This window comes from Paractinoplanes hotanensis, assembly GCF_023717965.1.
GTDB classification, from domain to species: domain Bacteria; phylum Actinomycetota; class Actinomycetes; order Mycobacteriales; family Micromonosporaceae; genus Actinoplanes; species Actinoplanes polyasparticus.
On sequence record NZ_JAMQOL010000012.1, the window covers coordinates 151960 to 171328 of the forward strand.

At 70.7% G+C, this 19369-nt stretch carries 17 protein-coding genes; 9 read left to right on the top strand and 8 right to left on the bottom strand.

The features are described 5' to 3' along the window. Nucleotide 1: 1 nt before the first annotated feature. The 4 genes from LXN57_RS10545 to LXN57_RS10560 form a co-directional block, all read right to left on the bottom strand. On the bottom strand, nucleotides 2-997 hold the full coding sequence (locus tag LXN57_RS10545; protein WP_251797853.1) for a metal ABC transporter substrate-binding protein: 996 nt from the start codon (nucleotides 995-997) through the stop codon (nucleotides 2-4). Nucleotides 998-1229: 232 nt separating this feature from the next. Further along, nucleotides 1230-1991 carry a methyltransferase domain-containing protein gene (locus tag LXN57_RS10550; RefSeq protein ID WP_251797854.1) on the bottom strand — a complete coding sequence of 254 codons (762 nt, stop codon included), beginning with the start codon at nucleotides 1989-1991 and terminating at the stop codon, nucleotides 1230-1232. 126 nt (nucleotides 1992-2117) lie between these two features. Further along, a complete protein-coding gene (locus tag LXN57_RS10555; protein ID WP_251797855.1) occupies nucleotides 2118-3284 on the bottom strand; it encodes an FAD-dependent monooxygenase in 1167 nt (388 codons plus the stop codon). Continuing rightward, nucleotides 3281-3868, bottom strand: a complete 588-nt coding sequence (locus LXN57_RS10560) for a TetR/AcrR family transcriptional regulator (RefSeq protein WP_251797856.1) — start codon at nucleotides 3866-3868, stop codon at nucleotides 3281-3283. Before LXN57_RS10560 ends, LXN57_RS10555 begins: the two co-directional genes overlap by 4 nt. A 190-nt stretch (nucleotides 3869-4058) precedes the next feature. Between LXN57_RS10560 and LXN57_RS10565 the strand changes: the two genes are divergently transcribed. Next, nucleotides 4059-4772, top strand: a complete 714-nt coding sequence (locus tag LXN57_RS10565) for a lytic polysaccharide monooxygenase (RefSeq protein WP_251797857.1) — start codon at nucleotides 4059-4061, stop codon at nucleotides 4770-4772. 88 nt (nucleotides 4773-4860) lie between these two features. After that, entirely contained in the window at nucleotides 4861-5697 is an 837-nt protein-coding gene (locus LXN57_RS10570; protein ID WP_251797858.1) for a molybdate ABC transporter substrate-binding protein, read from the top strand. Nucleotides 5698-5896: 199 nt separating this feature from the next. Here LXN57_RS10570 and LXN57_RS10575 read toward each other — a convergent pair whose 3' ends face one another. Then, nucleotides 5897-6583 carry a flagellar brake protein gene (locus tag LXN57_RS10575; protein WP_251797859.1) on the bottom strand — a complete coding sequence of 229 codons (687 nt, stop codon included), beginning with the start codon at nucleotides 6581-6583 and terminating at the stop codon, nucleotides 5897-5899. Nucleotides 6584-6733: 150 nt separating this feature from the next. Between LXN57_RS10575 and LXN57_RS10580 the strand changes: the two genes are divergently transcribed. Beyond that, entirely contained in the window at nucleotides 6734-8596 is a 1863-nt protein-coding gene (locus tag LXN57_RS10580; protein WP_251797860.1) for a substrate-binding and GGDEF domain-containing protein, read from the top strand. A 13-nt stretch (nucleotides 8597-8609) separates the two neighbouring features. Here LXN57_RS10580 and LXN57_RS10585 read toward each other — a convergent pair whose 3' ends face one another. Further along, nucleotides 8610-9407: an alpha/beta fold hydrolase gene (locus LXN57_RS10585; RefSeq protein WP_251797861.1), complete on the bottom strand. Its 798-nt coding sequence runs from the start codon at nucleotides 9405-9407 to the stop codon at nucleotides 8610-8612. A 68-nt stretch (nucleotides 9408-9475) separates the two neighbouring features. Here LXN57_RS10585 and LXN57_RS10590 point away from each other — a divergent pair, with 68 nt between their 5' ends. Further along, on the top strand, nucleotides 9476-10498 hold the full coding sequence (locus LXN57_RS10590) for a sigma-70 family RNA polymerase sigma factor (protein WP_251797862.1): 1023 nt from the start codon (nucleotides 9476-9478) through the stop codon (nucleotides 10496-10498). Between the two features lie 113 nt (nucleotides 10499-10611). Here the strand turns inward: LXN57_RS10590 and LXN57_RS10595 are convergent, their stop codons facing one another. Then, a complete protein-coding gene (locus tag LXN57_RS10595; protein WP_251797863.1) occupies nucleotides 10612-11610 on the bottom strand; it encodes a LacI family DNA-binding transcriptional regulator in 999 nt (332 codons plus the stop codon). A gap of 172 nt (nucleotides 11611-11782) precedes the next feature. On the opposite strand from LXN57_RS10595, the gene LXN57_RS10600 reads away from it, so the two are divergent. From LXN57_RS10600 to LXN57_RS10620, 5 genes are read left to right on the top strand one after another with little or no spacing between them, the layout of a single operon-like run. Further along, nucleotides 11783-13027: a sugar ABC transporter substrate-binding protein gene (locus LXN57_RS10600; protein ID WP_251797864.1), complete on the top strand. Its 1245-nt coding sequence runs from the start codon at nucleotides 11783-11785 to the stop codon at nucleotides 13025-13027. A gap of 2 nt (nucleotides 13028-13029) precedes the next feature. Continuing rightward, complete coding sequence (locus LXN57_RS10605) at nucleotides 13030-13971, top strand: carbohydrate ABC transporter permease (RefSeq protein ID WP_438872859.1); 942 nt, start codon at nucleotides 13030-13032, stop codon at nucleotides 13969-13971. Continuing rightward, complete coding sequence (locus LXN57_RS10610; RefSeq protein WP_251797866.1) at nucleotides 13968-14777, top strand: carbohydrate ABC transporter permease; 810 nt, start codon at nucleotides 13968-13970, stop codon at nucleotides 14775-14777. The genes LXN57_RS10605 and LXN57_RS10610 overlap by 4 nt, the downstream gene beginning before the upstream one ends. 7 nt (nucleotides 14778-14784) lie before the next feature. After that, nucleotides 14785-16710 (top strand): glycoside hydrolase family 127 protein, encoded by a 1926-nt coding sequence (locus tag LXN57_RS10615; protein WP_251797867.1) that lies wholly within the window; start codon nucleotides 14785-14787, stop codon nucleotides 16708-16710. 56 nt (nucleotides 16711-16766) lie between these two features. Next, nucleotides 16767-18464 (top strand): CBM35 domain-containing protein, encoded by a 1698-nt coding sequence (locus LXN57_RS10620; RefSeq protein WP_251797868.1) that lies wholly within the window; start codon nucleotides 16767-16769, stop codon nucleotides 18462-18464. A gap of 69 nt (nucleotides 18465-18533) precedes the next feature. Here LXN57_RS10620 and LXN57_RS10625 read toward each other — a convergent pair whose 3' ends face one another. Next, nucleotides 18534-19256, bottom strand: coding sequence for a polyamine aminopropyltransferase (locus LXN57_RS10625; protein WP_251797869.1), 723 nt, complete (start codon nucleotides 19254-19256; stop codon nucleotides 18534-18536). Between the last annotated feature and the right edge of the window lie 113 nt (nucleotides 19257-19369).

Below are 19369 nucleotides of genomic sequence, written 5' to 3' on the forward strand. Positions count from 1 at the left end.
GTCAGCCGCCCAGGGCCGAGACGATGACCTCGGTGTTGTGCCGCTCGGCCCCCAGATACGTGCCCTCGGGCGTCCCCGGCTCGCCCAGGCTGTCGCCGAACAGCGCGTCCTCGCCACCGATCACCTTGACGCCGGCCTGCTTGGCGATGGCCTCGGCGGTCTTGGGCGGCAGCGAGCTCTCCGTGAAGATCGCCTTCGTGCCGGTCGACCTGATCTTCGCGACCAGGTCGCTGAGCTGCCTGGCCGACAGCTCGGCCGAGGTGTCCAGGCTGGGGATGACCGAGCCGACGAACTCCAGCTGGTACCGGTCGACGTAGTAGCCGAAAGCGTCGTGGTTGGTGACCAGCTTGCGGTCCGCGGCGGGCAGCTTGGCGAACGCCGCCTCGTTGTCGGCGTCCAGCTTGTCGATCTGGGTCGCGTACGTGTCGAGGTTCTTGGCGAACGCGCCGGCCCGGGCCGAGTCGGCCGCCGCGAGACCCTTCTCGATGTTGGTCACCATGATCTTGGCGTTCCGCGGGTTGTGCCAGATGTGCGGGTCGTGCTCCTCGGCGTGTTCTTCGCCCTCCTCCTCGGCGTGCTCCTCCCCTTCCTCCTCGTGGTGACCGCCCTCGCGCAGTTTCACGCCCTGACTCGAATCGACGACAGGACCCTTGAAACCGGAGGCCTCGATCGCGCGGTCGAGCCATTCCTCGAGCCCGACGCCGCTCTTGACGACGACCTTGGCCGAGGCGATGGCCTGAATGTCGGCCGGCGTGGGCTCGAAGTCGTGGGGGTCGACATTCGGCTTGATGATCTGCGTCACGGAGACGTCGGAACCGCCGATGTTACGGACGAAATCGGCCACCTCGGGGGTCGTGGCGACCACCGCCAGCGGTGTGCCGCCGGACGCCGCCGAATTCGCCTGAACTGCGTCTCCGTCGCCGGATCCGCAGCCGGCGAGGACGGTGGCGGCCGCCGCGGCGGCCGCGATCCAGAATATGCGTGGGCGGTGTTTCATCAATTCCACTCCTGTCGCTGAGGAGCAGAACGATAATCGTTTTCAGAAACAATCGTCTAATAGCGAGATGACAATCTGTGCATCACCGCGACGTATTATCAATTGCGCATATACGCGTGTACGCCATTCCGTTCTCCCGCCCGACGTCGCCCGGCCCGCCGGTTGCCACCGCGTGATCGCTGGAGCGCATCTATGCGATCGCGCACACCACCGCGTGATCGCCGGGGCGCGTCTATGCGATTGCGCACACCGCCGCGTGCGGGCCGCGGCGCCAGACGACGCCGGCCTCGCGAAAGCCCGCTTCGCGCGCCGCCTCGCAGTGCCACGCCTGCGCCGGCGTGAACTCGGCCGGCGCCCGGCCGGCGAACAACGCCTCCCGCTGCCGCATCCACGGTCCGAAGATCGGCTCGGCGCGCAGCCTTTCCCACCACCGGGTCCAGGCCAGACCGGCCGCGGCCTCGTCGGCCACCGGATTGACCGACGGCAGCTCGTCGATCGGCATGAGATCGGCCACCACCAGCACCCCGCCGGGACGCAGCACCGCCCGAGCCCGGCGATAGAGCGCTCGGGCCTGATCCTCGGGCAGATAGTGAATCGTCATGACGACGGTGACCAGATCGACCGGAGCGCCGCCGGCCACGTCGCCCGGCCAGTCCGCGCCCGTCAGGTCGCCGCGGTGGACCGTGACACCGGCCGGAGCGGCCGTCCGGGCGAGCAGCAACAGCACCGGGTCGAGGTCGAGCAGGCGCACCTCGGCCCGGGGCCACCGCGCCGCCAGACGCTCAGCCAGCAGGCCGGGCCCGCCACCGAGGTCGAGGACGTCGCGGGGCGCGCCGCCGAGGGCCGCCTCGGCCGCCGCGATCAGCGTCTCCTCGAAGCTACCCAGACCGGGCAGGCACGCGTTCATGACCTCGTCCCAGGATCGGCGCCAGTACTGGGCACGCCGGACCGCGAGCGGGGTGGCAACAGTGGATTCCTGGGACGTGGACGTCATCGGCAACCTCGGTGAAGGTGTCGGGCGGAGCCGCCGGCGCGGTCACCGTGCGCATCACTGTAACGGAAGTCGTTTTCGTTAAGGCCTCGGGATCACCGCGCCCGGCCGGCTCGGTCTCACCGGTCGTCACCTCACGAGCTCGGCCATGCTCTGCCGGCCTTTCGGGAACAACGGACCGATCAGGATCCGGTCGAGGCCCGGCAGGCGCATCGCCTTGAATGCCCAGCGCCGCAGCACGAGCTTGGTCGTCGACGTCGGCAGGAACCACTCCGCGACCCGGCTCCGGGCCGACTGCTGCACCGCCTCCGCGACCGGTCTCCAGCGGCGCTCGTAGTCCGCCAGCCCCTCCTGCACCGAGGTGGCAGCATGCAGCCGCTCGGCCAGAAGGTACGCGCCCGCGACCCCGAGCGAAGCGCCCTGCCCGGCAACCAGCGACACCGCACAGGCGGCGTCGCCGATCAGTGCGACCCGCCCGTCGGTCCAGCGCGGCGCGTCGATCTGGGCGACCTGGTCGTAGTAGACGCCCTCCGGCGGAGGACAGTGAGCGAGGGCCAGGTCGACCAGTGGCCCCATGCCGGTGTAACTGCGGCGCAGCGCCCCGCGCGGGTCCTCCGGCAGGCGCGCGTCCTCGGTACGGTGCACCGCGAACACGGCGACGCGATCGTCGTCGAGCCCGTAGAGGCCCACCTGGCGACCGCACGTCTCAGTGAGCACGAACTGACCACGGACCTGCTCGAACACCGCGGGGTCACGGAAGACGTAAGCCCCGGTGTGCATGCCCAGGTAACGCAGGAAGCCGGGCTCGGCGCCGAAGGCCAGGGAACGGACCCGGGAATGGACGCCGTCAGCACCCACGATCACGTCGGCCGCCACAACCGCGCCGTCGGAGAGTTCGGCCCGGTCGCCGTCGATCCGGTCGATCGTCGTGCCGTAGCGAATTTCGACGCGGTCCTGGAGCGATTCGCGGAGCATGCGTTCGAGGGCGGGCCGCATGATGCTGACCATCTCGCCGTCGAGAGCCTTGGCGAAGAGTGTGTAGTCGACGCTGACGGTCGTGCGGCCGTGGGCGTCGATGTAGCGGAAGCGCTCGACCGGGTGGGCGAACTCGCGCAGGTTTCGCTGCAGGCCCATCGCCGTCACCGCCTCGTACCCGGGACCGAAGAAGTCGATCATGTAGCCCTGGTCGCGGGGGCCGGCGGCGTGGTCGACGACGTGGACGTCCCAGCCGTGGTGGCGCAGGCGGTGGGCGAGGGCCAGCCCGGCGATACCGGCGCCGCAGACGAGGGCTCTCATCGGTGCTCCCCTTTCTCTTCGGTGGTGGTGATCCGGCGCAGGAGCGGGGCGATGCGCGCCGCCGAGAGACCCGGGTCGAATCCCTTGTGGAGGACGAAGCCGTCGAGCACTGACATCACCGCGCTCGCGGCGCCCTCGGCGTCGGCGTGGCCCGAACGGGTCAGCGCCTCGGTGAGCGCGCCGCGGTAGCCGTCCAGCAGCGCGCCCATCCTCCGGCGCAGCTCGCGGTCGCGGGTGGCGGCGAGGTAGGTCTCGATGAACAGCAGAGAGGCCGGATCGGACCCGTCGTACTGGTCGAGATCGAACAACATCGCCTCGATGCCGTCGGCCGGGCTCTCAGCCTGAGCGAGGAGTGCCGTGGCGCCGTCGAGCATCTGCCGCATCTCCTCGAGCGCGGCATGACACAGGAGCGCCTGCAGCGACTCGAAGTGGTAGTGCACCAGGCCCGGACGCACCCCCGCCCGCTCGGCCAGCACCCGAGTGCTGACGGCGCTCCAGCCGAGCTCGCCGATCAACTCCCGGGCCGCCGCCAGCAGGCGCGCTCGTACGACCCGCCCACGTTCGGCATTGGTCTGCCCCGGCACACTGCCTCCTTGGTCGATCGTATTGGACGATCGACCAAGCATAACATCGGCCGAGCCGCAGCTCTCGCGAGCGACCACCGCGGCTTTTAATCGAGGCTGGTGAACACGGCGTGGCGAAACTGTTGACAAAGTTAACTGTATTGACGTTCGCTGATGGGACGATGCTCCGCGATCCCCCGAAGGGAGCGACATGAGCCTGAAGCGAAGACTGGCCGCGCTTGCGGCCGCCGTCCTCATCGCCCCACTCGTCGCCGTCATTGCCCCCGCGAGCCCGGCCAGCGCCCATGGCTGGATCACCAGTCCCCCGAGCCGCCAGGACCAGTGCGCCACCGGCGCGGTCGCCAACTGCGGTTCCATCCAGTACGAGCCGCAAAGCGTCGAGGCGGCCAAGGGCTCGCTGAGCTGCAGTGGTGGCAGCTCGTACACCGTGCTCAACGACGACAACAAGGGCTGGCGGGTCACCTCGATCGGCAGCTCGACGGCGTTCACCTGGCGCAACACCGCCATGCACCGCACCCAGAACTGGCAGTACTACGTGGACGGCCGGCTCCACCAGACGTTCACCAACGGCAACGCCCAGCCGCCGCAGGTGCTCAGCCACCAGCTGACCGGACTGCCGGGCGGACGGCACAAGATCCTCGCCGTCTGGAACATCTTCGACACCCCGATGGCGTTCTACGCCTGCGTCGACGTCAACGTCGGCGGCGGCACCAACCCGCCCACCACCCCGCCGACGAACCCGCCCACCAACTGCGGGGCGGCCTGGAGCGCGTCGGCGGTCTACACCGGCGGCATGAACGTCTCACACCGCGGCCGCGCCTGGACCGCGCGCTACTGGAGCCAGGGCGAGGAGCCCGGAACCACCGGCGAGTGGGGCGCCTGGCAGGACAAGGGCGCCTGCTGATCAGTACGGCGCCCGCGCTGATCAGTACGCAAGCCGCCGTCCGGCCCGGATTCGTCCGGGCCGGACGGCACCGGCCGACTGGAGTCCGATGACACCTCGCAGCCTCACCCTCGCCGCCGTCGCTGTCACGCTCGGCCTGCCGGCGTGTTCCGGCCCCGCCGCACCCCTGGCGTCCGCGCCCGCCCCCGCATCGGCACCGCCGTCCACCCCGGCGGCGCACCATCACCAGCACAGCGCCGGCCCACCACCGTCGGGCGCGCCGGCCGGAGTCGTCGTCGTGCACGCCGCCGATCCGCTGCGCGACACGCTGACCCGGCTCGTCCCCAAGTTCGAAGAGGCGTTCCCCGGCGCGCGGGTCACCGTCGAATACGGCGCCGGCCTGGAACACGCCCAGCACATCCTGCACGGCATGCCCGTCGACGTCTTCCTCTCCGCCGACGAGGCCGCCACCGGCATGGTCACCGCCGCGCACGACCGCGGCACCCCCGCCGTCGTGGCCCGCAACCCGATCGTCATCGCGCAGCCCCGCACCGGCGACCGGATCGGCGCGATCGGCGACCTGCGGGGCGCGAAGGTGGCACTGTGCGCCGAGGCCACCCCGTGCGGCCGGGCGAGCCGCGCGGCCCTCGCCGCAGCCGCCGTCGACGTACGGCCGGCGAGCGTCGAACCCGACGCGGCCACCGCCCTGGCCCGGGTCAGTTCCGGCGCAGCCGACGCGGCTCTGGCCTACCGCACGGAAGTCGTAGCGGCGGGCCGCGACCTGCGGGCGGTCGACTTCGAGCAGGCAGTCCGCCTGGCCGACGTGTACACCGCCGTCCGGCCCAGCACCGGCGTCAACACCGTGGGCGCGGACGCCCTGGTGTCGTTCCTGAGCTCCGCCCTGGCCCGCCACATCTTCGCCGACGCCGGTCTGTCCCCCGCCTGAGGCCGCCGACCACCGATCCGCTGCCGGCCGGAGTCCGATGAGAGCGCCCGCGTGTTGCCGCGCCTCAGCTCCGAGACGACGCCGGCCGCGGTGGTCGCCGTGAGCAGGCCCATGAAGACGGCGCTGAACAGCAGGAGCCCGGAGAGTGGCCGGCCGGCCCACCCGTCCGGTCACGAGGATTCGTACGAAAAGGTCCGCGTCACATAGGAGCGTCCCACGCCTCCCTCGCGCCGTCACCGCTGATCTCCTGGCGAAGGCGGCGCTCGTTGATCTCCCAGTCCATCACGTAGTGGCGGATCATCCGGGCAATGGTCTCCGCCGTGTCCAGGGTGGCGATGATGTGCTGGCCGGGGTCGCCGTGCGGCGCCTCGCGGACGGTCAGGATCGTGGCGTTCGCCGCGATGTCGCCGGCGGGGCCGAGCGAGACGGTCACCCACAGCCGGTCGCCCGGCACGAGCGCCGACGGCTCGTCGATCCAGCAGCGCAGGCCGCCCTCGCTGATGTCCAGCAGGGCGCCCTCGATCTGCTCGTCCTCGGTGGCCAGCCGGACGGCAGCGCCGCCTCCACCGCGTACGTACTCCCGGCGGTTGCTCTGGCGGGCAGGGCCGGCCGGGGTGAGCCGCCAGCGGAACGGGGCTTCGTCGGAGACCGCGACCAGGCGGGCGGGAAGCACGATGCGGGTACGTGGCGGCGCCCAGAAGACGTCGAACTGCCGGCCCGGCTCGAGACCGCCGGGACCGGCCGTCTCCAGGGGCGCGGTGACCGTGAAGCCGTCGTCGTCGACCGACTCGAGACGCGACCGGAAGTTCACACCCTCACCGAGGACGAGGAACATCGGGGTGCTGACGGCGGGAAGATCGGTAACGGCGGAGACAGCAGCGGTCATGGTAGAAACACCTCGCGCAGGGGGGATCCGGGCGAGCAACCATTCGGCCACCGGTGCCGGGACCTGAGATTTCGGTGGAGCACAGCCTGCAACCGGGTGGGCCGGCGACGGTATGGTCATCTGTCGACGCAATGGCGCGGAGGGGGCACGATGGCCGTCCTGGGTGTTCTTTCCCCGTTTCTGGGCGGATGGTATTTCGGCGGCCTGATCGAGGGGATCGCGCGGGCCGCGGCCGACGCCGGCGCCGCGGTGGTCGCCGTGCAGACCCTGGACGCCGGCACCGACCAACTGGAGTTGACCGAGCCGCCCCACCCGCCGCACCCGCTGGCCTGTGACCACGCCGCCGGCTTCGTCGTCATCGTGAACGCGGCGAGCGCCAAGTACCTGCGGGAGATCCAGGCCGGCGGCCGCCCGATCGTCGTCATCAGCCATGAGTTCCCCGAGCTGGACTGCCCGACCGTCTTTCCCGACAACCGGGTCGGGGTGCGGGCCGCGGTCGAGCATCTGATCCGGCACGGGCACCGCCGGATCGCGTTCGCCGGCTTCCTGGGCGCGCTGGACCAGCAGGAGCGGTGCGAGACCTACCGCCGGACGCTGCGGGCCCACGGCATCGAACCGGATCCGGACCTGATCTTCGAGGCCGCCGACAATCAGGAGGCCGGCGGCGCCGGGGCGGCCCGCACGATGCTGGCCGCCGGATTGCCGTCCACCGCGGTCGTTGCCGGCACAGACCTGAACGCGATAGGCATCCTCCGGGTGCTCACCGAGGCCGGCTGCCGGCTTCCCGAGGACCAGGCCGTCGTCGGCTTCGACGACCTCTCGGACGCGACGTTCACCGAGCCGCGCCTGACCACCGTGCGGCAGCCGCTGTTCGACGTCGGCGCCACCGCCGCGCGGGTGCTGCTGGCGGCGATCGACGGCACCGGGGAGCCACCGGCGCGCCACGAGGTCGCGACGGAGCTCGTGGTGCGGGAGTCCTGCGGCTGTCCCTCGTCGGTCGGTGCGGCCGCGCTGCGGGCCGAGGGGAAGTCGCAGCACCGGGAGCGCACCCGGCTGCAGCGCTCGCTCAGCAGTCAGTACGACATCAGCCTCGACCTGTTGCGCAGTCACGAGGAGGATCCCCGGCAGCTGGGCTGGCTGCGCCGCACCTCGGCCCGGGCCGGTTGCCTCGGGCTGTGGACCCCCGGCGAACCGGGTCTCGAGATAGCCGGTCACTTCGATCGTTCCGCGTCCTCCCCGGCGTCTGCCACACCGCTTCCGCCGGTCACGGCCAGTGGATTCCCCCCGGTGGAGATCCTGGACGAGGCGCGCGCCGAGCCCGGCTCGCTCACCTTCGTCGTGCCGGTCCGGGTGGGCAACCGTGACTGGGGACTGCTCGCCACGGTCGACCGGGTCGACCTGCAGGCGGCCACCGGGCGCGAGCCGATCAACCAGTGGGCGGCGCTGCTGACGGTCGCGCTGGACTACCAGGCCGTGCTGCACACCCTCCGCGACCAGGAGGAGCAGTTGCGGGCCAGCGCGCTCCACGACCACCTCACCGGCCTGCCGAACCGCACCCACTTCCTGCAGCTGCTGGCGGCCGCGATGGAGCGCGGCCCCGAGGTGGCCGTGCTCTTCGTGGATCTGAACGACTTCAAACAGATCAACGACACGTACGGGCACGACGTCGGCGACCAGATCCTGGTCGAGGTCGCCGACCGGCTGCGGGCCGAGCTCGGCCGCCACGGTGCCGCGGGCCGCTTCGGGGGCGACGAGTTCCTCGTCCTGCTGGACGCGCTCGACGACGACCACACGCCGGAGGCGACCGCCCGGCGGCTGCTGTCCGCGCTGAACCGCCCGCACCGGCCGGACGGACGGCAGCTGGTGGTCACGGCGAGCATCGGAGTCGCCCGGGCCGGCCGCACCCCCTTCGCCGACGCGGCGGCCCTGGTTCGCGAGGCGGACACAGCCATGTACCGCGCGAAGGCCCGCCGCACCGGCGTCGAGGCCGGGTCGGGCACGCCCCGGCGCTGACGTCGTCTCCGCGTCACAAGAGCTTGCGCAGCTGCGGCTCGAAGGCGGCCGGGTTCTCGGCGAAGCCGACATGGCCGCCCGGGAACATCACCGGCTCGCTGCCGAGCAGCGTGGCGAGGGCTCGCGAGGTGCGGTCGCACAGTTCCCCCGCCGAATTCTCGCCCAGGCCGATCAGCACCCGCGTGGACGCCGAGGTCAACCGCTCGATGTCGGGCCGGAAGCCGACCGTGCCGCGATACATGTTCCGGTACTGGAACGCCTCGTCGGCCAGCTCCTTGCCGCCTGCCTCGCCGCCGGCCATCATCTCGACCACCTCGTCCGGCAATTGCAGGTTCGCGACCTCCATGAACTTGCGGAAGGTGGCCCGCCGGTCGCCGGTCTCGAAGGTCGCCAGCATCTGTTCGGTGCCGGCCCACAGGGCGTCGCGGTCGGGCAGGATCTCCAGCAGTGGCGGTTCGTGCGCGACCATCGTGACCGCGCTTTCCGGGTACGCCTCGGCCAGCGCGAGCACGCTCACGGCCCCGCCGCTGGAGCCCAGCACCAGCGTCGCCGGGCCCCGCCCCACGTGGTCGATCAGGGCGGCCAGGTCGGCCGCGCGCTCCCGCGGTGTCGACGGCGCCTCGCGGTCGTGGACCGAGCTGCGGCCGACGCCGCGCGGGTCGGTGGTCAGCACGCTGTGGTCGACCGCCAGCAGGTCGGCCAGGCCGGTGAAGGCCTCGGCGGTCATCGGCGCGCCCGCCAGCACCACGAGCGGGCCGTCGCCGCGCAGCTCGTAGTAGAGGTCGGCGTCGGGGCGGCTGAGCTGGGTCATGGGGAGTCCTCCCTGGTCGGAACCATCGTCGGAGGTAGTGACGGGCGCGACCGGGCAGAATCGTCGGTGTGAGCCAAGATTTTCTCGAGCGGGCCCGGACGGGCGACGACGACGCCTTCGCGGCCCTGGTCCAGCCGCTCCGCCGCGAGCTGCACGCGCACTGCTACCGGATGCTCGGCTCGGCCCACGACGCCGAGGACGCCCTGCAGGAGGCGCTGCTGCGGGCCTGGCGCGGGCTGACCGGCTTCGAGGGGCGCAGCTCGTTGCGATCCTGGCTGTACACGGTGGCGACCCGGGTCTGCCTGGACGCCGCCGAGTCGCGCTCGCGGCGGGCACTCCCGATGGACCTGGGACCGGCCAGCACCCGTACGGTTGTCGACGATGCGCCCTCGGTCGAGACGGCCTGGCTGGGACCGTACGGGGACCTGGGTCTGAGCGAGGGAACCGCAGCGCCGGAGGCGCGCTACGAACAGCGCGAAGCGGTCGAGCTCGCGTTCGTCGCGATGCTCCAGCACCTGCCGGGCAATCAGCGGGCCGCGCTGGTGCTCTTCGACGTGCTCGGGTTCTCGGCCGGCGAGATCGCCACGATGATGGACACGTCGCCCACCTCGGTGAACTCGGCGCTGGCACGGGCCCGCACGGTGGTGTCGGCGCGCGTGCCGCCGGTGAGCCAGCAGCGCACGTTGCGGCAGGTCGGCGACGCACAGCTGCGCGAGACGGTGGTGACCTTCGTCCGGGCCCTCGAGTCGGGCGACACGGATCTGCTGGTCTCGCTGCTCACCGAGGACGTCACGTGGTCGATGCCGCCGCTGCCGCACTGGTACGCGGGTCTGCCTGCGGTCACCGACTTCGCCGTCCGCGTGCCGCTCACCGGTTGCGGCGAGTGGCGCCACTCGGAGCCGATCAGCGCCAACGGCCAGCCGGCAGTCGGCGGCTACCTGTGGCAAGAGTCCGCGGGCACGTTCCAGGCCTGGTCGATCGACGTCCTCACGCTGCGCGGCCCGCAGGTCTGCGCGGTCACCTCGTTCATCGGGCCCGAGCATTTCGTGGCTCTCGGACTACCGCTCAGCCTGCCCCCGTCGGCACCGTGAGATCGGCCCACCGCTCGCCGACCGTGCACCGAGGATGGCTGACGGTCGCCTCCTGAATCCGCCTGCCGCGGCTCAGACGGCGGTGGAGGCCGCGGGACGAGCCGAAACGCGGCTCACACGGCGGTCGATGCGCGCGGGACGAGCCGGCACGGGCGGGCATGCTGCCCGTGCGCCGGCTGACCGTTGATCGCCGTCAGCAGCAGTTCGGCCGCGGTGCGCCCGATTCCCTCGAGATCCATGTCGACGCTGGTCAGAGCGGGTCGGCAACCCTCCACCATGACGTCCCAGTTGTCGAAGCCGACCAGCGCGACGTCCTGCGGGATCCGGCGGCCGGCATCGCGCAGCGCCTCGGCCAGACCGCGGGCGATCTGGTCGCTGCCGCAGAACACGGCGTCGACATCGGCGCCGGTGGACAGCAGGATGCCGGCGGCCTGACGGCCCCAGGCCTCGCTCCACTCGCCGTAGAGCGTGGGCACAGCCGGTTGCAGACCCTCGGCGGCCAGCGTCTCGGCGGCCGAGGCGCTGCGGACCGTCGCGGAATGGTGATGCTCCGGACCGGTCACGTGCGCTATGCGGCGGCGGCCGACGGACAGCAGATGACGTACGGCACGCCGGGCCCCGTCCGCTTCGTCGGGGACGACCGAGCAGTCGCGCGGGTCGGCCGAGCTGATGAACGCGTAGACCACCGGAACCGGCAGATCCACCCCGATCGGTACGCGGGCCTGGGTGCGGCGCCCAGTCACGATGATCCCGTCGACCTTGCGACCGAGCAGCGTACGCAGGTAGTACTGCTCGCGGATCGCATCGTCGCGCGCGTCGCACAGGAAGACCGACATCTGCCCGGCGCCCAGCGCGTCCTCGGCTCCGATCAGCAGCGGGATGCTGAACCGGCCGATGCTGTCGGTGGTGATCATGCCGACCGTGTAGGTGCGACCCGTCTGCAGGCTCCGGGCAGCCGCGTTGGCCACGAACCCGAGCTGCTCCGCGGCCTGTTGCACGCGCAGTCTGGTCTCGGGTCGCAGCGCGCCGCGGCCGTTGAGCGCCTTGGACGCCGTGCCGGTGGAGACCCCCGCGAGCGCGGCCACCTGGCTGATGGTGACGGCGCGATCCATGGTGCTCAGCGTTTCCTCCTGAGTTTCCTCAACGTGTCGGCGGCTCGGTTGATCTGACCGTAACTTGCCCTTGACATGCAAGCAAGCTGATCCCTAGCGTCGAGGCAATCGATTTCCGAGAACGTTAACAACTGCGCCCCGCTCCCGCCCACCGTGCAAGGGGAACCCCGACATGACCACATCCCGACAGACTGTGCGGACCGTTGCCGCGCTCACCGCCCTGGCCTGTGTGCTGGCCGGCTGCTCTTCCACCGACGACGGCGGCGGCGAGGCCGGCTCGGAGGCCGGCGGTACGTACACGATCTGGGACCCGTACCCCCAGTTCGACAACAGCTCGGACTGGGTCAAGCTGCTGACCCGGTGCGGGACCGACGCCGGCGTCACCGTTGAGCGCACCGGTTACGACACGACCGACCTGACCAACAAGGCACTGCTCGCGGCCCAGCAGGACAACTCCCCCGACGTCCTGATCGTCGACAACCCGGTGGTCTCGACCCTGGCCGACGCCGGGGTGCTGACCACCACCGACGAGGTCAAGGTGGACACCTCGGCGGTCTCGCCGAACCTGCTCGCCGCGGGCCAGATCGGCGGCAAGACGTACGGCATCCCGATCGGCGCCAACACGCTCGCGCTCTACTACAACAAGAAGGTGCTGGCCGCGGCCAAGGTCGACGCGGCGTCCGTCAAGGACTGGGCGACGCTGACCGCCGCCCTGGCCAAGGTGAAGGCGGCCGGCAAGAAGGGCATCACGTTCTCGGCGATCGGCACCGAGGAGGGCTCGTTCCAGTTCCTGCCCTGGTATTGGGGATCGGGCGCGAACCTGACCCAGCTCGACTCGCCGCAGGCCGTCTCCGCGCTCACCCTGTGGACCGACTGGCTGAAGCAGGGCTACGCGCCGAACTCGGTGCTCAACAACACGCAGACCACGAGCTGGCAGGAGTTCGCCACCGGCGACTTCGCGTTCAGCGAGAACGGCACGTGGCAGCTGGCCAACGCGAAGAAGACCGGTTTCGAGTACGGCATCATCCCGATCCCGTCGTCCGTGGGGGGCACCGCGCCGGCACCGACCGGAGGCGAGTTCGTCACCGCGCCGGTGCAGTCGCAGACCGGCCGCTACGCCGTCAGCGAGAAGCTGATCGCGTGTCTCACGAGCGCGGACAACGCGCTCACGACGGACACCACCCTGTCCTACATCGCCGCGACCGACGCCGTACAGCAGAAGCAGGTCGCCGAGAACCCGGAGCTGAAGGTCTGGGTCGAGGCGGTCAAGGCGGCCAAGGGCCGCACCAGTGACGACCTCGGCACGAAGTACCCGAAGATCTCGCAGCCGCTGTGGACCGCCTTCCAGGCCGCGCTGAGCGGCTCGGCCTCCCCGCAGGACGCCCTCAAGACCGCCCAGAGCTCGGCCGCCCGGTAACGATGGCACACGACCTGATGACCCGCGCCTCCGCTTCCGTACGGCCACCGGCTGCACCCCGGCGCCGCCGGAGCGGGGCGTGGGCCGCCTGGGCCTTCCTGGCACCGATCGTCGTCTACCTGGTGGCGTTCTATGCGTACCCGCTGTACCGCAACCTCGACCTGAGCCTGCGCCACTACACGGTCCGCTCGTTCGTGCGCGGCGACGCACCGTTCAGCGGGCTCGACAACTATCGCACCGTGTTCGCCGATCCCACCTTCGGGCCGGCCCTGCTGCACACGGTGGCCTTCACGTTCGTCTCCATCGCGTTCCAGTTCGTCCTCGGGCTCGCGCTCGCCGTCTTCTTCACCCAGCACTTCCGGCTGTCCTCGACGTTGCGCGCGCTGTTCCTCGTACCGTGGCTGCTGCCGTTGATCGTCAGTGCCTCGACATGGTCGTGGATGCTCAACAGCGACTCGGGCATCGTCAACTGGACGCTCGGGCTCGTCGGCGCCGACCCGGTGAACTGGCTGACCTCGCCGGACTGGGCGCTGACCAGTGTGATCATCGCGAACATCTGGATCGGCATCCCGTTCAATCTCGTCGTGCTGTACAGCGGGTTGCAAGCCATCCCGCAGGAGCTGTACGAGGCGGCCGCGCTGGACGGCGCGAGCGCCTGGCAACGGTTCCGGCGGGTCACGTTCCCGCTGCTGCGGCCGGTCTCGGCGATCACGCTGCTGCTCGGGCTGGTCTACACGCTCAAGGTCTTCGACATCATCTGGATCATGACCAGGGGCGGCCCCACGGATGCCTCGACGACGTTCGCCACCTGGTCGTACCGCCTGTCGTTCGGCAACCTGCTGCCCGAGTTCGGGCCCGGCGCCGCGGTCGGCAACCTGCTGATCGTCATGGCACTCTTCTTCGGCCTGCTGTACATCCGGTTCCAGAAGAGGCTCAACCCATGAGGTCGTACGCGAAGACGTCGCTCGGCGTCCTGTTCACCGCGATCATGCTGTTCCCGGTCTACTGGATGGTCAACGTGTCCTTCACCAAGGACACCGCGATGCGGGCCGACCCGCCGCACCTGTTCCCGTTCGACGGCACGCTCGAGGGCTACCGCACGGTGCTCGCCCACCAGATGCCGTACCTGGGCACCAGTCTGGTCATCGGCCTGGGCACCGTCGCCCTGACCCTGATTCTGTCCGCGCCCGCCGGTTACGCGCTGGCCAAGCTGCGGCCCCGGGGCGGCGGCGCGCTCAGCTTCGTGCTGCTGATCGCCCAGATGATCCCCGGCATCATCATGGCGATGGGCTTCTACGCCATCTACCTGCGGCTCGGGGTTCTCAACACCGTTCCCGGCCTGATCCTGGCCGACAGCACCATCGCCGTGCCGTTCGGCGTGCTGATCTTCACGGCCTTCATGTCCGGCATCCCGGACGAGCTGATCAACGCGGCCCTGATCGACGGCGCCTCCCGGTGGCGCACTTTCGTGTCGGTGATCCTGCCGGTCAGCCGCAACGCGATCGTCACCGTCAGCCTGTTCGCCTTCCTGTGGGCGTGGTCCGACTTCGTCTTCGCCACCACGCTCGACGGCGGCGGTGACCACCAGCCCATCACCCTCGGCATCTACCAGTACATCGGCAACAACAACCAGCAGTGGAACGCCATCATGGCCACCGCCGTGATCGCCTCCATCCCGGCCACGCTGCTGCTCATCATCGCCCAGCGTTACGTCGCGGCCGGTGTGACCGCCGGCGCCGTCAAGGACTGAGGAACACATGCGCGACATCGAGACCCACGGGCCCGTCCGGCCCACCGAACAGGCACTCTCCGCGCTGCGACCGCTGCCCGCGAGTGCGGTGCGGCTCGCGCGGGACGGCCTGCTCGGCGGCTGGCAGGCGCGCAACGCCACGGCGACGCTGCCGCACTGCGTCGAACAGCTCGGCGCCCACGGAAACCTGAGCAACCTGAGCCGGGTCAGCGGGGATGCCTACGCCGGCATGTGGTTCGCCGACAGCGACGTCCACAAGACCCTCGAAGCCGCGTTCTGGGAGGCCGGCCGATCGGGCGACGCCTCCGCCTTCGCCGGTGAGGTCGCGGCGCTGCTGGAGAAGGCGCAGGACCCCGACGGCTACCTCAATTCGTACTACCAGGATCCGGAGCATCGCGGGAAGCAGTGGGCGGAGCTGCACTACAGCCACGAGATGTACACCGCCGGGCACCTGATCCAGGCAGCGGTGGCCGCGGTTCGCAGCGCCCCCGGCGACGCGGCGGCCGAGCAGGTCATGTCGATCGCGCGCCGGTTCGCCGACCTGCTGGTGCAACGGTTCGGCGCGTCGGACGAGGTCGACGGGCACCCCGAGGTGGAGACCGCGCTGGCCGAGCTGTACCGGGTCACCGGACACCGTCCCTACCTCGATCTGGCCGCCCGGTTCATCGAGAACCGGGGGCGGGGCGTGCTCGGCGAGGGCCGGTTCGGAGCCGCCTACTTCCAGGACCACGAGCCGGTGCGCTCAGCTCCCGAGGTCGCCGGGCATGTCGTACGCCAGCTGTATCTGCTCGCGGGCGCCGTCGACGTGGCCGTGGAGACCGGCGACCGCGAACTGCTCGCCGCGGCGGAGCGCCTGTGTGACTCCGCATTGGACAGTCGCACCTACCTGACCGGCGGGCAGGGCTCCCGGCACCGGGACGAGGCGTTCGGTGACCCGTACGAGTTGCCGCCCGACCGCGCGTACGCCGAGACCTGCGCCGCGATCGGCAGCTTTCAGCTCGTCTGGCGCCTGCTGCTGGCCACCGGTGACGTGAAGTACGCGGACGAGATGGAACGCCTGCTGTACAACGGCATCGCTACCGGCATCGCCGTGGACGGCACCGCGTTCTTCTACTCCAACCCGCTGCAACTGCGCACCGGTCACGACGGGTCGCACGAGGACGCGCCGTCGCAACGACTCACCTGGTACTCCTGCGCGTGCTGCCCGCCCAACCTCGCCCGCTTGATGGCGTCGCTGCACACGTACGTCGCCACCGGCGGGCCGGACGGCCTGCAGCTGCACCTCTACGGAGGGGGCACGGTCAGCGCGGGCGGGCACACCGTCGACGTCAGGACCAGCTATCCGTGGGACGAGCAGATCACCGTGACCGTGGCCGGGCCGGCCACCGGCGCCTGGACCCTCGCGCTGCGCGTGCCCGGCTGGTGCACCAACGTGCGGCTGAGCATCAACGGCTCCCCCGCCCCGGCCCGCGGTCAGATCGTCGACGGATATCTGCGACTGCACCGGATGTGGCAACCCGGCGACCGGATCGAGCTCCTCCTGGCCATGCCGCCCCGGCTGGTGATCGCGCATCCGCGGGTCGACGCCAGCCGCGGTACCGCCGCCCTCGTCCGCGGGCCCGTCGTCTACTGCCTCGAGAGCGCCGACCTGCCCGAGTCCGGGCCGCTCGCCGGGGTGCCGCTGGAAGACCTGGAGCTGGACCCGGGGGCGTCCCTCACCATCGCCTACCACAGCGCGGGGCTCTCCCCGGTCACCGTCCAAGCGCCGATGATCGCCCGGATCAGCGAGGGCGGTCCGCTCTACCGGACCCGGGCGGCGAAACGCCGCGCCGGCCCGTCCGGTCTGGTCACCACCATCCCCTACTTCCTGTGGGCGAACCGGGCCGCCGGACCCATGCGGGTCTGGATCCCGCTCGCCGCACGGGAGGCGTAACGAGCGGGCGGAGCCACCACCGCCCGCTCCCCATCCCTATCCCCCTGAGGTGCCTTGTGCGCTATCGAAGAACGGCCGCGACCGCGGCCACGCTCACCGTCCTCGCCCTGCTCACCACGACCGTGCCCGCTCAGGCGGCGGGCAACACCCTGACCGTCAACGTCGGATCCGTCGTACGCCCCGTGACCCACGTCGCCTCCGGCGGGCTCTACGCCGTCGACACCGGCACCAAGCCGCCGCTCAGCCAGATGTACCCGCTCAAGCTGAACCACCTGACCCAGCCACCGCCCGGCGGGCAGCAGCTCGGCAACGGCGCGACCCAGCCGTGCTGCGACGGTCTGCAGGTCGCCGGCAAGGTGACCAGCGCCGGCGCGCAGCAGTTCTACCGCATGCCCGACATCTATCCGAACTTCCCGTACCGCTGGATCAGCTGGGCCGACTGGGAGTCGAAGGTCCGCACGATGGTGCAGGCCCGCGTCAGCGCCGGCTCGGTAACCAACGTCGACGGCTGGGAGTTGTGGAACGAGCCCGACTGGACCTGGAACACCGCCGCCGCCGGCTCGTTCCTGGCCGGCTGGACGCGTACCCACCGGCTGATCCGCACGATCGACACGGTGACCCCGATCGTCGGGCCCAGCCACTCGTACTACAACCACACCTGGATGGTCGACTTCCTCACCAACGCCCGGAACACGAACACCGTCCCCGACGTGATCGTGTGGCATGAGCTGGGCAACGACAGCTACCTGAACGTGCAGGCGCACGTGGCCGACTACCGGGCGATCGAGTCGTCGCTGGGCATCTCGCCCCGGCCCATCTCGATCAACGAGTACGCGTCGCCGAGCCAGGTCGACATCCCGAGCGTCGCCGTGCACTACATGGCGGTCTTCGAGCGGCACGGCGTCCGGTCGGCTGAGCGCGCCTACTGGTACGAGGCGGGCACGCTCAACGGCCTGCTCCACAACAACGCGCCGACGGCGTCCTACTGGGCCTACAAGTGGTACGGCGACATGGCCGGCAACATCGTGCAGACGGTCCCCGGCTCCTGGCTCGACGGCGTGGCGTCGTACGACAGCACCCGGCGCTTCGTGAACGTGGTGCTGGGCGGCGACAGCGGCAACAACACCGTACGCGTCAACGGCCTCGGCGCACTCGGCTCCCAGGTCCGGGTGACCCTGTCCCGGACGAACACGACCGGGCGCACCACCAACCAGAGCGCGCCGGTCACCGTGTCCGCCGCGACCTACACCGTCGCCAACGGCAGCATCAGCGTGCCGGTCAACGGCATGGACGCGGCGGCGGCCTACCAACTGCTCATCACCCCGGCGTCGGGCGCGGCCACCTGGCAGCAGCGCTACGAGGCGGAGAACGCCACAGCCGTCAACGCCAACCGGTTCTCGTCGGGCTCGGCATCCAACGGCGGGTACGTCGGCCGGATCGACGGCACGGCCAACAGCCGCAACCAGTCGTTCGTCGACTTCATCGTCAACGTGCCGGCGGCCCGGTCGTACACGATGACGCTCGGCTACGCCAACGGCACCGGCGCCACGGCAACCCAGGGCCTGGCCTACAACGGCGGCGCCTACTCCACGATCAGCTATCCCCCGACGGCGGCCTGGGGCGTCTTCGGCTCGACCGTGAACACCACCGTGACGCTCAACGCCGGCTACAACGTCATCCGCCTCGCGAAGGGAGCCCCGAACTTCACCGGCGGCGCCGGCTACGCCGAACTCGACTACCTCCACCTGTCCTGACGTCTCCGCCGGGTTGCCGGGGTGGTCGCACCACCCCGGCAACCTGTTCGCTCGACCAGGACGACCCCGTCAACCGAGCGGATCGGTGGCGACGTAGACGGTGTTGGCGGACGTGCCGGCGGTCAGCGGATTGTCGAACGGCACCACGTGAGCGGTGGCCGTGGCGAACGCCTCGCGCAGGACGGCGAGGAACGCGTCGTCGGGGGCATCGTCCGACCACAGGCCGAAGGCGCCGCCGGGGCGCAGGCGCCCGCCGAGCCGAGCCAGGCCGGCGGGCGTGTAGAGGTCGGCGTGGGCCGGGTTCAGCACGTTGACCGGGGAATGGTCGATGTCGACCAGGATCGCGTCGAAGCGGCGGCCGGGGGTGGCGGGGTCGAAGCCCGTGCCGTCGCGCAGCAGGGCGAAGAAGTCGCCCTCGAGCAGCGTGGTGCGGCGGTCGGTGGTGAGGCTGCGGGCCTCCGGCAGCAACTCCCGGCGATGCCAGTCGATCACCGGGGCCAGCGCCTCGACCACCGTCAGCGACCGGACCCGGTCGTCGGCGAGAGCAGCGCGGGCGGTGTAGCCGAGGCCCAGACCGCCGACGACGACCTCCAGCGGGGCGTCGGGCAGGACCGCCAGGGTGAGCCGGGCCAGTTCCTCCTCGGCCACGGTGAACAGGCTCGACATCAGGTACTCGTCGTCGAGCTTGACCTCGTACACCTCGGTCCTCGTGACGGGATCGAGCCGCCGGCGCAGGCTGATCTCGCCGATGCTGGTGGGGGCCCACCCCAGTTCCGCGAATCGTGGGTGCATCGGGAGGTCCTCTCGGCGCGTCGTGAAATCGCGCCGGCGGGAACGCTCGGATGCTCGGTGAACGCGACATGTCCGACCATAGTCGCGCCGCCCGGGCGTGCTCGGATCGGCCG